The 13,865-nt window shown below is 62.3% G+C and carries 10 protein-coding genes; 8 read left to right on the forward strand and 2 right to left on the reverse strand.

Annotation, left to right across the window (positions count from 1 at the left end; all coding sequences use genetic code 11):
* The first annotated feature begins 2 nt into the window (after window positions 1-2).
* Window positions 3-662 (forward strand): DUF5028 domain-containing protein, encoded by a 660-nt coding sequence (locus tag DWV20_RS08730; RefSeq protein WP_117584193.1) that lies wholly within the window; start codon window positions 3-5, stop codon window positions 660-662.
* A gap of 105 nt (window positions 663-767) precedes the next feature.
* On the opposite strand, the gene DWV20_RS08735 is transcribed toward DWV20_RS08730, so the two are convergent.
* A complete protein-coding gene (locus tag DWV20_RS08735; RefSeq protein ID WP_089573261.1) occupies window positions 768-1,484 on the reverse strand; it encodes a hypothetical protein in 717 nt (238 codons plus the stop codon).
* Window positions 1,485-1,600: 116 nt separating this feature from the next.
* Here DWV20_RS08735 and dnaX point away from each other — a divergent pair, with 116 nt between their 5' ends.
* Entirely contained in the window at window positions 1,601-4,081 is a 2,481-nt protein-coding gene (dnaX, locus tag DWV20_RS08740) for a DNA polymerase III subunit gamma/tau (protein ID WP_158551940.1), read from the forward strand.
* 21 nt (window positions 4,082-4,102) lie between these two features.
* Here the strand turns inward: dnaX and DWV20_RS08745 are convergent, their stop codons facing one another.
* On the reverse strand, window positions 4,103-4,576 hold the full coding sequence (locus DWV20_RS08745; RefSeq protein WP_117648547.1) for a hypothetical protein: 474 nt from the start codon (window positions 4,574-4,576) through the stop codon (window positions 4,103-4,105).
* A 349-nt stretch (window positions 4,577-4,925) separates the two neighbouring features.
* Between DWV20_RS08745 and DWV20_RS08750 the strand changes: the two genes are divergently transcribed.
* The 6 genes from DWV20_RS08750 (at window position 4,926) to nifJ (ending at window position 13,731) form a co-directional block, all read left to right on the forward strand.
* The gene (locus DWV20_RS08750; RefSeq protein WP_118256821.1) at window positions 4,926-5,246 is read left to right on the forward strand and encodes a YbaB/EbfC family nucleoid-associated protein; all 321 of its coding nucleotides are present in this window, start codon (window positions 4,926-4,928) and stop codon (window positions 5,244-5,246) included.
* Between the two features lie 13 nt (window positions 5,247-5,259).
* Entirely contained in the window at window positions 5,260-5,856 is a 597-nt protein-coding gene (recR, locus tag DWV20_RS08755) for a recombination mediator RecR (RefSeq protein WP_118256822.1), read from the forward strand.
* A gap of 244 nt (window positions 5,857-6,100) precedes the next feature.
* Entirely contained in the window at window positions 6,101-7,006 is a 906-nt protein-coding gene (locus DWV20_RS08760) for a hypothetical protein (protein ID WP_118256823.1), read from the forward strand.
* Window positions 7,003-8,847, forward strand: coding sequence for a hypothetical protein (locus DWV20_RS08765; RefSeq protein WP_118256824.1), 1,845 nt, complete (start codon window positions 7,003-7,005; stop codon window positions 8,845-8,847). The genes DWV20_RS08760 and DWV20_RS08765 overlap by 4 nt, the downstream gene beginning before the upstream one ends.
* A gap of 3 nt (window positions 8,848-8,850) precedes the next feature.
* On the forward strand, window positions 8,851-9,789 hold the full coding sequence (locus DWV20_RS08770; RefSeq protein WP_118256825.1) for an FHA domain-containing protein: 939 nt from the start codon (window positions 8,851-8,853) through the stop codon (window positions 9,787-9,789).
* Window positions 9,790-10,191: 402 nt separating this feature from the next.
* Complete coding sequence (gene nifJ, locus DWV20_RS08775; protein ID WP_118256826.1) at window positions 10,192-13,731, forward strand: pyruvate:ferredoxin (flavodoxin) oxidoreductase; 3,540 nt, start codon at window positions 10,192-10,194, stop codon at window positions 13,729-13,731.
* The last annotated feature ends 134 nt before the right edge of the window (window positions 13,732-13,865 follow it).

Below are 13,865 nucleotides of genomic sequence, written 5' to 3' on the forward strand. Positions count from 1 at the left end.
CGATGAAGAAGACCCTGTGGACGAGAAGATCGGCGCTCGCGCTTTTTTGCTGTGCTGCTGCCGGCCTTGCGGGCATGAGGGTGAGCGTCGTTAACGGGAACCGGACGGTCATTCCTGAGAAATATTACGCGGAGGGCGAATGGCTCTCGATGGATGGAGCGTTTCTGGGGTCGAAGGATGTGGTGACTGATGGGTATTCGTTTTGCATAGACGGGGCAGAGTTGCTCACGCCGCGCGAGTATCTCAAACGAGCACATGACGATTATTCAAAATATGGCACCGTGGATACGAAAACGAGACTGAAGGATGCCGACATCACGTGCGTTATCGCCGTAAAGATGCGTGTCAGAAATAGGGATAATATCGACGGTGGAATCAAAGCGTATGTTTGGCATCTGGTTCCGGAGTCTGCGCCAAACTATGATTTTGTAGTCAATACCGATCTGATAACGCAAGCTATGCCGGTCCTTGGCGGCTCTGCTGCGTTTGCCGTGGAGGTTGGGGCAGAAAACGAGTTGCTCGTCCCATTTATGATGCAGAACACCAACGACTATTTCGAAGGTTACGAGACCGTCCGTTTTGAGAAAGCATTTCCCGGGACTTACACGATGAAGATGACCGATCTGCCGGAGCGGAGGCTCTTAAGGTTTGAAGTGAAATAGCTCGAGAGCAAGGCAAAACGGGTCCATTGGCGGTACGCGCGCCCGATTCCAGGCGCCCCGGCCCGGAATCGGGCGCGGGACGAGGCGCCTTCGGTGTCGGCCGGCCTACCGCTTCTTCTTGCTCTTCTTCTGCTTGCGCTGCTTGCCCTTGGTCTCCTGGGGCTTGTCGCCCTGTTTTGCTTCGGCAGCGGCCTTTTCTGCCTTCATCTTCTTGCGTTTGGTCTCGATGCGGAGTTTTTTGTTGATGCGCGCCTTAAGGAAGGGACCGAACTGCTCGGCATCGCCGCGGACAAAGGTGTCCTTAGGGATCGTCACGCCCTGGTCGGCGAACATGGCCACAAAGATGCGCTCGCCGTCGAGCACGTGGTCGAGCTTTTCAAACGGGAAGAACTGCGACTTGCCGCTCGTGCCCCAAACCATCAGGCCGTCCTCGTTGGCGGCGACGCGGCGATAGCGGCCACCCATGGACTCGTCGGCCTCAACGGCGTCGATAAAGTCGCGGGCGAGGGTGTGGTGCAGGTTTTTGCTCCACCAGGCCAAAAAGGCGCCGAATACGATCAAGACGACGCCAAACTTGATCCAGTTGCCGCCGGCCACCAGCATGCCGATGCCGATGAGCGCGGCAATTGCCGCGGCGACATACAGCGAGCCGCGACGCCTGGGCGAGGCGACCAGGCGGGCGAAGTCGGTGACGAGGTCGTTTTCGTATTGGTACTCGTTGAGGTACAGGATGCCGTCGTCGGCTGCGGCCTGCTCCTCGAGCGCGACCTCGACCTGGTCGGCTGCTTCGGAGGGAACGAGGTTGCTCTCTGCGTCTGCCATGCTCTTTGGACTCCTATCGCGGCGGGCTCGCCGTACGGGTTATTATGGAATGCAGTATGCCGTGCGACCGCATGGCCGCCGCGGCAACAAGACTCAGTATACCCGGGGGAGCACCCATGGAATCGTTGTACCGAAAGTATCGCCCGCTCACCTTTGACTCCGTGGTGGGCCAGCAGCATATCGTCTCGACGCTCGAGCACGCCATCACCGAGGGGCGCCTGTCCCACGCCTACCTGTTCTGCGGACCGCGCGGCACGGGCAAGACCACCATGGCGCGCATTCTGGCCAAGGCGCTGCTGTGCCGCAATGCCGAGGCGGCGCGCGCCGAGGGTGCAAGCGGCTGCATGCCCGACGGTACTTGCGAGGAGTGCGAGCTCATTGCCGAGGGTAACCACCCCGATGTCTACGAGCTCGATGCCGCCTCCCGCACGGGCGTGGACAATGTGCGCGAGGAAATCATCAACTCCGTCAACTTTGCCCCGGTGCGCGGCAAGTACAAGATCTATATCATCGACGAGGTCCACATGCTCACGACGGCGGCGTTCAACGCGCTGCTCAAGACGCTCGAGGAGCCGCCGGCACACGTGATCTTTGTGCTGTGCACCACCGACCCGCAAAAGATTCTGGAGACCATCCTCTCGCGCTGCCAGCGTTTCGATTTCCATCGCATCGGCAACGAGGATATCGAGCGTCGCCTGGCATACGTGTGCGAGCAGGAGGGCTTCGATTACGACGATGAGGCGCTGGCTATCGTGGCGCGCCATGCCAAGGGCGGTATGCGCGACGCGTTGTCCACGCTGGAGCAGCTGAGCGTCTTTGGCAACGGTTCTGTGCATGCGGACGACGCCCGCTCGCTTTTAGGCGAGGTTTCGGACCAGATTCTGGGCGAGTTTTCCCGCGCCATTGCCGATCGCGATGTTGCCGAGCTCTATGGACTGATCCGTGCGCAGGTCGAGGAAGGAAACGACCTGCTGGAGCTGACGCGCGACCTGGTGGCGCATGTGCGTGACGTGTACGTTGCCTGCGTTGCCGGTGCCCGTGCCGAGCTGTTTGAGGGCGGCTCCGAGCAGGCCGAGGCGCTTGCTGCCGAGGCCGCTGCCTTTGGCGAGCATCCTGCCGACCGCCTGGCCCGTGTACTGACGGTGCTCGACGATGCCGCACTGGAGATGAGGGGCGCGAGCGACGTGCGCCTGGTGCTCGAGATCGCCTGCACGCGCCTGGCACGTCCCGAGGCCGATTTAACGATTGAGGCATTGGCCGAGCGCGTGGCCCGCTTGGAGGCCATGGTTGCCAACGGCGCCGTGCCGGCGAGCGTGGCTGCTGCTCAGGCCGCCGCGCCTGCAGCATCCGTACCCGCTGCTGCCCAACAGCCGACGCTCATTTCGGGCGCTCGCGCTGCCGCTCCGGCGGCATCCGCTGCCCCCGCTGCTACGTCCGCGCGCCAGGGCGGTATGCCTTGGGACCGTGGTGCTGCTGTTCCGGCTGCCCAGCCTGCGTCCCGTTCTGCGTCCGTGTCAGCTTCCAAGCCTGCAGCGCCTGCACCTCAGCCTGCGCCGACTCCGACGCCTCAGCCCGTTGCGGCTCCCGCGCCTGCCACCGCTCCGGCACCTAAGCCCCAGTCCAACAATGCCGCCCAGGTTGCCGCCGCCGGTACTGCCGAGACGCCCGCGGTCGAGGATGCCGGAGAGCTGCAGCGCAAATGGGCCGAGGTTGTCGAGCGTGTCAAGGCGCGTCAGGCTTCCTACGCGGGGCTTTTGCTCAATGCCCGCGCCACGGCTGACGACGGCTCCAGGCTCACGGTCTCGTTCCCCGCGGGCTCGACCTTTGCCATCAAGATGCTTGGACGCGCCGACACGCAGTCGGTGGTCCTGCCGACAGTCAGTGCGGTCTTCGGTCGTCGTACCGTCGACTATGTCCTGGATGGGGGTGGCACGCCGGCTCCTCAACATGAGGAGCATTCTCCATCTGCACGGGCTGCGGTATCTGCGGACCCGCAACCCGTGTCCTCGGCGGCCCCTGCATCCTCGAGCGCCAGCGCGACGCAGCCAAAAGCAGCACCGATAGCGGCGCCGACCCCGTCGGCGCCTAAGCCCGTCATGGCCAAACCGGCTGCTCCGACACCCGCGCCCAAGCCTGCCTCGCCCGCGCCCAAGTCGTCTGACCTGGGCAAAGCCCCCTGGCTGCGCTCCGACAACCCCGCCGGCGCTCCTGCCACGGGCAAGCTCCCGACCGAGCCCGCGCCCCGAGCGCCCGAGCGCGCGTCCGCTCCCAAGGCTCAGCCCGCCGCGCCGTCTGCGCCATGGGAATCCGAGCAGGTTCCCTACGACGATGCCATGGTTGGCGGTTTTGTTGCCGATGCTGGTGGGGACGATCTGCCTCCGTTCGACGTGCCGGGTGCGGCGTCCGCGCCCAAGTCCGCTGCAACTGCCCCCAAAGAGGAGGACGCTCCTGCAGCTCCCTGGGAGTCCAACTCCGGTGCGGGCGGCCCCTTCGGCCATCAGGGTGCAGCCCCGAGCATCCCGCAGACCGAGGACGAGGCCAAAGCCCTCATCCGCAGCGTCTTCGGCCAGTCCACCATCTTCAAGCCGGTGGAGTAGCTGCGCAGGCGGGTATACTGCTCAAGAAGAGAACCCCTTGCCCGGGCGCATCTGTATTTCGGACATGTGCAACGTGGTGCCGCGTATATCGCATTCGAGCAGACAGGCGCGTGACGGTCGGCCTAGGATGCTGAGGTCGATACGATACGTCGCATGGCTGTCCGTGTACTCGACTTGCTCGGCGTTGACGGTTGCTCCGATTGTAAATAAAGAGCCCAGTTCGGCATCGACAATCTTGGAGTCCTTTATCTTGACCTTGAACTCTTGGTAGAGGGATGGGCTGTTGTAGTAAATGGTTCGGGTTCCGTCGGTGCATTCATCGGTCGTCTCCCATTTGACGACGGGCTGGTCCGAGCTGGCTATCAGCAGTTCTGCTCCAAAAGCTATGGCATGGGTGATGATAACCAGTAATACCCAGACGACAAAGAGATAGAGAACCACATATGCAACGGGGTGTTTTGAGCGGATGTTTTGGAGTACGGCTGGGACATTCACGAGGGCACCTCCAAATCGTCATCTATGACAATCAAATTATACCCAGCCGCCATGCGTGCCGCCTCGAGCAGCGGCTCGGCATTTTGCCATGTAGCCTTGTAGCCCTACGCATAAACTGCCTGGTTCCAGCTCTGCTAGATGTAGCTTGAGATAATTATGCAACCTTGCATAATTCGACCTTGCATAATCTTGGGCGTGCGTCACGCTCAAGGACATGTATATCGACTGAGGTAGCGTGTCCGCCCCGCTTGCTTGCCCCGCGCCGTGGTACGATTTTTGAGTTTGAAAGTCCCGTCGCGCTCCGGCTGCCCTTGCAGCTTGTCGCGCGGCCGCACGTAAAGGAGCCATCATGGCCGGTATGAACATGCAGCAGATGATGAAGCAGGCTCGCAAGATGCAGGAGCAGCTTGCCGCCGCGCAGGAAAACCTTAAGTTCCAGACCGTCGACGCCTCTGCCGGCGGCGGCATGGTCAAGGTGACCGTTAACGGCGAGATGGAGCTCGTCAACCTTACCATCGACCCCGATGCCCTCGATCCCGAGGACGTCGATATGCTGCAGGACATGATCATGGCTGCCGTCAACGAGGCCGTCCGCGGCGTCAACGAGCTCGCCAACAAGCAAATGGGCGCCATCACCGGCGGCCTCAACATCCCGGGCATGCCGTTCTAAGACACGCATATATATGAGTGCGAATCACAGTCTGCAAAAACTGCTCGATGAGCTGGGCCGCCTGCCGGGCATTGGTCCCAAGTCGGCTCAGCGCATCGCCTATTACCTGTTGGAGGCTGACGCCGAGGAGGCGCGCCGCCTGGCCGAGGCCATCCTGGAGGTTAAGCAGGAGGTTCACTTTTGCAGCCGCTGCTTTAACTACGCCACGGCCGACGAGTGCTCCATCTGCCAGGATTCGATGCGCGACACCACTCGCATTTGCGTGGTGGGCGAGCCGCGCGACGTCCAGGCGATCGAGCGCACGGGCAGCTACCACGGTCTCTACCACGTATTGGGCGGCGTGATCAGTCCCATGGACAAGATTGGCCCCGAGCAGCTGCACATTCGTGAGCTGTTGGCGCGCTTGGGGCACGAGGATATCCACGAGGTCATTATCGCCACCAACCCCAATATCGAGGGCGAGGCCACGGCGAGCTACCTGGCGCGTACCATTAAGCCGCTGGGCGTTGAGGTGTCGCGTCTGGCGAGCGGCCTTCCCGTGGGCGGCGACCTGGAGTATGCCGACGAGCTTACGCTTGGGCGCGCCATCGAGGCCCGTCGCACGATTTAGGTGGCGAGCCTGCTCCTGCCGTATGTCTTCATCGCGACGCACGGGGTAGTCATAATTCCCCGTGCGGCTGTAAGTTTGTTGTACAACAAAGATGCTTTGTATCCGCTTATCGCATGGATGCCTTCACTCGCATCCTTAATTTGCCCATTCGTTGCGCAACCTTTTGGGTTCGCTGATACACTCAAATATGGATTCGAATGAATGCGCCGCTCCCGAGCGGCGTGTTTTTGTTGGAGGAGAACGCATGCGGCCCGGTGGCACTCAGACAAAGCGCGGCGCCGCGGTGCGCATGCGACGCCGACTGGGCTTGGCGCCGCGGGCGTACGCACTGCTGTCTTGCTCGCTGGTGCTGGTCATAGCTGGCGTTTCTGCCTATGGCATGACCGTGCCGCCCATGATGCAGGCACATGCCGCACGCGAACCGCGCGTGGGGCATGAGGTCAAAAGTGACCTGGGCACCACGACTGGATATGCTTGGGCAAGTGTGGTCGCGCATATTGTGTTTGGCACCGATGATGCGGACGGCGCCGAGGCTCCGGACAACGAAGTCACGCTTGCCAATGGCAAAACCATCGTGCTCACCAACACCAAGATCATCGATCGGTTGTCCAACAATAGCGTGGCGGCAACGGTGAGTAAGGTCGAGCAGCAGAAGGAGCAGGACGCCCAGCAGTCCGGAAAGCCCGGTAGCTCGGATACTTCTGGCTCCGGCTCGGATTCATCGAGTTCGGGCGGCGGCTCTGGGTCGGGTTCCTCTGCCGGAGGGTTTGGAAACGGCGGCTCGACGGGCGGAAACACTGACAACGATGCAAACTCCGGTGGCCTTTCCGCTGCTGAGGAAGAGAGCATTCACCGTTGGCTTGTGACCAAGTACAACATGCTCGACGGCTATGTTTCTCGTGCCAATGACGTGGTTTCGACCTATAACTCTACGGGAGATCCCAGGCCGTGCGACAGCCTGGTCGGGGAGATGTTTGTCATTCGAGCCGAGTTCGGTCGTCAGACATTCTCGCCCCGGTCAAAGTGGTATCAGCAGTATGCCAATCTGTGGGGCTGTTACACCAACCTATGTCAATGGGTCGGCCATTACGGCGATGATGACGTTGCGCTCGGTAACTTCAACAATAACATGGCGGCGCTTGCCCTATGATGACCGATCTTGCATCCACCACACCACAATCGCTCGGTCGCGATCCCATGGTCGGCCTGCGCCTGGCGCGTGTCGACGGGTTTGAGCCGGCCATTGCGCTCGGTCAGGACGAACTGCCTGCCTATCTGCGTCGTTTTACGATGCTGTTTGCCGACGATGCCACCATGCGCCGTGGCGGTATCGGCCGCGTGACGCGTGCCGTCAACGCCCAAGGCGAGGCCGTAGCACTCAAACAGCTCATCTTGCCGGCGCGCGATGAGTTTGACGACGATGCCGCCCATGAGGCGCTGGTCGCCAAGTTCAAAGCGGCATTTCGCGAGGAATATGAATGCCATCGCGCCCTTTCGGGCCTTAAGGGCTTTCCCCGCCTCTATGGCTGGGGCGAGGTTGACGGTGTGCCTGCAATTGTCATGGAATGGGTCGAGGGCGAGACGCTCGCCCGCTTGCGCTCGCGCTTTGCCGTGGACGATGCCGGCCGCCTATCGCCGCTTGTGACGGCGCGCTTGGGGCGCGACCTGTTCGACCTGCTCTGCCGCATGAGCCTGGTGGGGGAGGGCTTTGTCCATCGCGATATCTCGCCCGCTAATATTATGGTGCGTACGGCGCGTTTACCGCTTGACCGGCAGCTTGCCGAGGGCACCTTTGACCTGTGCCTGATCGACTTTGGCTCGTCGCTGGCGCTCGATCCTGCGTCGGCCGTGGCCGGTACCGGCGGCAAGGCGTCGTTTACGGAGCGCTATGCCACGCTGCGTCGCGCGACGGTGGCCTACGCTCCGCCCGAGATGCTCACCGACGATATTCCCGACCTGCGTGCTTTGCGTATATCGCCGGCGATCGACGTCTATGCCGCAGCAAGCACGGTTTACGAGCTCATTGCCGGCGCCGCGCCATACGAAGCCGCGCCGAGCACTTCGGGCACCTCGGGTTCGCGCAAAAAGACGCGCGACATCGCCAGCCCCTACCGTCTCAAGATGGACACGCTGCCCGACTATCCCATTGGTGCCCATGCGCCCGGTTGCGATTTGACTCAGCTGCTTCGTCGTGAGCCCGATGTGGCGCTCGCTGCGGCCGAGCAGGCCCAGCAGCTGGGGCTTGAGCCGGATTCCGAGGAGCTACGCGATGCGCTGGCGTTTGTCGATGCCCAGCTGTTCGACGTGGTGATGGCCTGTCTGTCCAGCCATCAAAAAGATCGTCCCGAGCCGGCGGCGGTCGAGGCGGCGCTCTCGGCGTTTTGTGACCACTATGCGCAAAATGTCGGTCGTTCGCTCCGCGGCGAGCCGCTCACGCCGTGCCCCATGGATGCGTCTGGCCGCGCGGTTCGTCGCGCGCTGATGGTCGGCGCGACGGTCGTCTGTGGCGTGGTTTGGGCTGTGGTCGTGGTTTCGGCCGCGCTGCTGGCGTCGGGCGCTCGCGTGACGGCGACTTTGGGATCGCTCGTGTGGTCTGGGTCGCTACCGGGTATTATTGCCGCACTGGCGTTGGCGCTGCCAGGCATAGCCGGCGTTGTCGCGGGGGCACTTGCGCGCAATCGGCGCTCGGGCTTCCTGCAGGGTGTGCTTGCGCTTTCTGCCTGCGAGGTTCCGGTGCTGGTTGTGGCTGCATGTAGCGTATTTTCCCAACGCGCCGTGATGGGCGGCCTTGTTGCCGCTCTGGTTGCAACCTATACGCTTACGTGGTTTTTGCTTGCGATGGGCTTTGCCTTTGAACTTCCCGTTTCGGCACCGCGACGTACAAAAGCCCAGATGGCGACTCCGCTTGCCGGTGGAGCCGCGGCTGCCCGTACTTTTGGCGGACCTGTCGAAGTATCGTCCGGTTCTATTTCTACGACCAAGGAGGCCTAGGTCATGGCATCTCAAGTTGAGCTCACCCCATGCGGGGCCATGTTTGACATCTTTAAGCGCGCGGCGCATCTGAGCCATATCGAGCTGTGCGGCTTGGTGCTTTCGTCCCGTCCGCTCGCAGACGGTCGCAGCCCGCAGAGCCGGGCCGCCGATCGCTCTTGGGTTTCCCGCTTTATCGTTCGCGCGCCGGTCGGCACGCTTCAGCAGCGCTACTTTGCCGAATACGGTACCTCGGCTGCGCGTATTATGTCGCAACTGGCCCTGCGCCAGCGCAATCCCATGGACTCCACGGCTGTGATCAATATGGTGTGCGGCCCTGCAGGTGAACCGATGGTACGCGCGCTCGAAGAGTGTCACCAGGACACAAATCTCTATCGCAACGCGCTCGATCGCCTGTCCCAGGCGGCGGAGCTCATGCCCGCCGAGCGCGCCGAGGCCGTGCTGGTGCTGTTTGTCGCCGTCGGTTGTTCGGCGGATGTGCGGTCCTCGGTGAACTATGCCATCGACTACGCGAACGCGACCTGTGGCGGAGGCACATCCACGCCGCGTTCGCTTGGCATGTCGATGACCGCGGGCGAACGCGAACCCGCCCCGGCGCACCCCTTGGGCTTGCTGCGTATACAAAACAGTTTTGTCGTGAGCGCCCCGCGCTGGATTCAGCCGAGTGAGCAGGGTGTTGAGATTGGCGCGCTGGCCACTGGTGAGGGCGATATTACCGACGTCGGCGACGATGTCTCGGCCCGCCATGCCCATATCTGGTGCGATGCTCAAAATATCTGGCACGTCGAGGACTTGTCGTCCACCAACGGAACCGTGGTGGTAAACGGGGCCACGCGCGTCTGCATTCAGGTCGAGCCCGGCCGTTCCGCCCAACTCAATCCCGGCGACGAGCTCAAGCTCGGCGAATCCACTACCTACGCCATCCTCTTCGGTGCCCTCTAGCCAGTCCCGCCAAATGGTCCCTCCGTCCCCAAGGGATCATTTTGCTCCCGGCAGTCACCCGAGGTAAACCTTTACCGCCCGCCTATATTTGCCGAAATTACACTTGACGGCGGGGTACAATAAACCCGCATGCGGATTTCCGTTGCGGGCGCTTCCCATCGCCGGGGCGTGCCCGGGAGCATCCGGCATGCGGCCTTTGCGGCGCTCGGTCATGTGCAAGACGGGCGGTCGGGTCTGTGGGGCGCATCAGTTGCCCCTCGCCTCGGCATGTCTTCTCTCCACGCCACGTACCTGCTGCTGGGCCTGCCTGCCAGATGATTGGAAGCAACAGCGTAAATCCCATCACGCCAATATCCCGGCAATCGCCGGGGCCTGTATACCTATATGAGAGGAGAGGGGTATATGGCGCGTAAGTTTAAGTCTATGGACGGCAACGAGGCGGCCGCATATGTTTCGTATGCGTACACCGAGGTAGCGGGAATCTATCCCATTACGCCGTCCAGCCCGATGGCCGACCATGTCGACCAGTGGGCGGCCCAGGGTCGCAAGAACATCTTCGGCACCCCGGTCAAGGTCGTCGAGATGGAGTCCGAGGCAGGTGCAGCCGGTACCGTTCACGGTTCGCTGGGTGCCGGTGCTCTGACCACCACCTACACGGCTTCTCAGGGTCTGCTCCTGATGATCCCGAACATGTACAAGATCGCGGGCGAGCAGCTCCCGGGCGTCTTCCACGTCTCCGCGCGTTGCGTCGCTTCCCACGCCCTGAACATTTTTGGCGATCACTCCGACGTCATGGCCTGTCGTCAGACCGGCTTCGCCATGCTCGCCGAGGGTAACGTCCAGGAGGTCATGGACCTCTCGCCGGTGGCTCACCTTGCCGCCATCGAGGGCAAGACCCCGTTCCTTAACTTCTTCGACGGCTTCCGCACCAGCCACGAGATCCAGAAGGTCGCCATGTGGGACTACAAGGATCTTGCCGAGATGTGCGACATGGACGCCGTCCAGGCTTTCCGCGACCATGCGCTCAACCCTGAGCACCCGCACACCCGCGGCAGCCATGAGAACGGCGATATCTTCTTCCAGAACCGTGAGGCCTGCAACAAGGTCTACGACGAGCTTCCCGCCGTCGTCGAGGGCTACATGAAGAAGATCAACGAGAAGCTCGGCACCGATTACGGCCTGTTCAACTACTACGGCGCTCCCGATGCCGACCGCGTCGTCGTGTGCATGGGCTCTTTCTGCGACGTGCTCGAGGAAGTCATCGACTACCTCAACGCTCACGGCGAGAAGGTCGGCCTGGTCAAGGTTCGTCTGTTCCGTCCGTTCTCCATCAAGCACTTCGTCGACGTTCTCCCCGAGACCGTCCAGAAGATCGCCGTCATGGACCGTACCAAGGAGCCGGGTTCCATCGGCGAGCCGCTCTACCAGGACGTCGTCTCCGCTCTCTACGAGGCTGGCAAGACGGGCATCAAGGTTGTCGGCGGCCGTTATGGTCTGGGCAGCAAGGACACGCCTCCCGCGTCCGCGTTCGCTGTCTTCGAGGAGCTCAAGAAGGACGAGCCCAAGCGTGAGTTCACCATCGGCATTGTCGATGACGTGACCAACCTGAGCCTGCCCGAGGCCGAGGATGCGCCCAACACCGCAGCCCCCGGCACCATCGAGTGCAAGTTCTGGGGTCTGGGTGGCGACGGTACCGTCGGCGCCAACAAGAACTCGATCAAGATCATCGGCGACCACACCGACAAGTACGTCCAGGCCTACTTCCAGTACGACTCCAAGAAGACCGGCGGCGTCACCGTCTCGCACCTGCGCTTTGGTGATTCCCCGATCCGTTCGCCGTACTACGTGACCAAGGCCGACTTTGTCGCCTGCCATAACCCCAGCTACATCGTTAAGGGCTTCAAGATGGTCCGCGACGTCAAGCCGGGCGGCACCTTCCTGGTCAACTGCCAGTGGAGCGACGAGGAGTTCGCCGAGCACATGCCCGCCGTGGCCAAGCGCTACATCGCGAACAACAACGTCAACGTCTACCTGATCGACGCTATCGACCTGGCGGCCAAGGTCGGCATGGGCAAGCGCACCAACACGGTGCTCCAGTCCGCCTTCTTCGCGTTGGCCAAGGTCCTGCCCGCCGAGGATGCCCTGCAGTACATGAAGGACGCGGCTACCAAGTCCTACATGAAGAAGGGCCAGGCTATCGTCGACGCCAACCACAAGGCCATCGATGCCGGCGCTACCGCCTTCCGTAAGTTCGAGGTTCCGGCCGACTGGGCTACTGCCGAGGATGCCGCCCCCGTCGAGCTCTCCGAGGAGACCAAGTCCGCTATCGCCCAGCAGGTCAAGAACCTGCTCGAGCCCATCGATCGCATGGACGGCGACAGCCTGCCTGTTTCCGCCTTCGTCGATTGCGCCGACGGCCAGTTTGAGCTGGGCGCCTCCGCATACGAGAAGCGCGGCGTCGCCGTGGTCGTTCCCCACTGGGACGAGACCAAGTGCATCCAGTGCAACCAGTGCGCCTACGTGTGCCCGCATGCCACCATCCGTCCGTTCGCGATGACCGAGGACGAGGCTGCCGCCGCGCCCGAGGCTACCCGCACGCTCGACGCCATGGGCCCCAAGGCCAAGGGCATGAAGTTCACCATGGCTGTGTCCCCGCTCGACTGCATGGGTTGCACCAACTGCGTCAAGGTCTGCCCCAAGGGCGCCCTCGAGATGGTTCCCACCGAGCAGGAGATGGACCAGCAGCCCGTTTGGGACTACATGGTCGAGAACGTCTCCGAGAAGAAGGAGCTCATCGCGGCCAACGTCAAGGGCAGCCAGTTTAAGCAACCCTACCTGGAGTTCTCGGGTTCCTGCGCCGGCTGTGCCGAGACCGCCTATGCACGTCTGGTGACCCAGGTCGCCGGCGACCGCATGTTCATTTCCAACGCCACCGGCTGCTCCTCCATTTGGGGTAACCCCGCTGCCACCGCTCCTTACTGCAAGGACAAGGACGGTCACGGCCCGGCGTGGAACAACTCCCTGTTCGAGGACAACGCCGAGCACGGTCTGGGCATGGCCGTTGGCTATGAGGCCGTTCAGCACAAGCTGATCGCCGCTACCCAGGACATCATCGCTGCCGATGGTCCATCCGACGAGCTCAAGGCCGCCGGCCAGGCTTGGATCGACTCCGTCAATGACGCCGAGGCCTCGAAGACCGCTGCCGCTGCCTACGTTGTCGAGCTCGAGAAGTGCGGCTGCGACGCCTCCAAGGCGATCCTCGCCGACAAGGCTTACCTCACCAAGAAGTCCTTCTGGATCTTCGGCGGCGACGGCTGGGCCTACGACATCGGCTTCGGTGGCTTGGACCACGTCCTGGCTTCCGGCCACAACGTCAACGTCTTCGTCTTCGACACCGAGGTTTACTCCAACACCGGTGGTCAGGCCTCCAAGGCCTCGAACCTGGGCCAGGTCGCTCAGTTCGCCGCTGCCGGTAAGGTGACCAAGAAGAAGTCTCTGGCCGAGATTGCCATGAGCTACGGCTACGTCTACGTGGCACAGGTTGCCATGGGCGCCAACCCGGCTCAGACCCTCAAGGCCATCCACGAGGCCGAGGCCTACGACGGCCCGTCCCTCATCATCGGCTACAGCCCCTGCGAGATGCACTCCATCAAGAAGGGCGGCATGCAGAACTGCCAGGCCGAGATGAAGAAGGCTGTCGAGTGCGGTTACTGGAACCTCTTCCGCTTCAACCCCGAGGCTGCTGCCGGCAAGAAGTTCTCGCTCGATTCCAAGGAGCCCGCGGGCGGTTACCAGGAGTTCCTGATGAACGAGGCCCGTTACGCTTCGCTGACGCGTTCCTTCCCCGAGCGCGCCGAGGAGCTCTTCAAGGAGAACGAGCAGGCCGCTATGGACCGCTATCAGCACCTGCTGAAGCTCAAGACGGTGTACAACGAGGCCTAGGTCTCCCACCGCAGGATCTGAGGGCTGACCTTCGCGGACGTCCTCGGACATGAAAGAACCCCCGCTGCGCACTTCGTGCGGCGGGGGTTCTTTCGTCCTGACGCTCCTATTTGGCAAGGTGTTTTTTAGAATCC

Source organism: Collinsella sp. AF02-46-1 (assembly GCF_003465825.1).
Classification (GTDB): domain Bacteria; phylum Actinomycetota; class Coriobacteriia; order Coriobacteriales; family Coriobacteriaceae; genus Collinsella.

Coding starts and splice junctions, on each gene's coding strand:
- DWV20_RS08730 (WP_117584193.1), top strand. CDS start 3: ATGAAGAAGACCCTGTGGACGAGAAGATCGGCGCTCGCGCTTTTTTGC.
- DWV20_RS08735 (WP_089573261.1), bottom strand. CDS start 1,484: ATGGCAGACGCAGAGAGCAACCTCGTTCCCTCCGAAGCAGCCGACCAG.
- dnaX (WP_158551940.1), top strand. CDS start 1,601: ATGGAATCGTTGTACCGAAAGTATCGCCCGCTCACCTTTGACTCCGTG.
- DWV20_RS08750 (WP_118256821.1), top strand. CDS start 4,926: ATGGCCGGTATGAACATGCAGCAGATGATGAAGCAGGCTCGCAAGATG.
- recR (WP_118256822.1), top strand. CDS start 5,260: ATGAGTGCGAATCACAGTCTGCAAAAACTGCTCGATGAGCTGGGCCGC.
- DWV20_RS08760 (WP_118256823.1), top strand. CDS start 6,101: ATGCGGCCCGGTGGCACTCAGACAAAGCGCGGCGCCGCGGTGCGCATG.
- DWV20_RS08765 (WP_118256824.1), top strand. CDS start 7,003: ATGATGACCGATCTTGCATCCACCACACCACAATCGCTCGGTCGCGAT.
- DWV20_RS08770 (WP_118256825.1), top strand. CDS start 8,851: ATGGCATCTCAAGTTGAGCTCACCCCATGCGGGGCCATGTTTGACATC.
- nifJ (WP_118256826.1), top strand. CDS start 10,192: ATGGCGCGTAAGTTTAAGTCTATGGACGGCAACGAGGCGGCCGCATAT.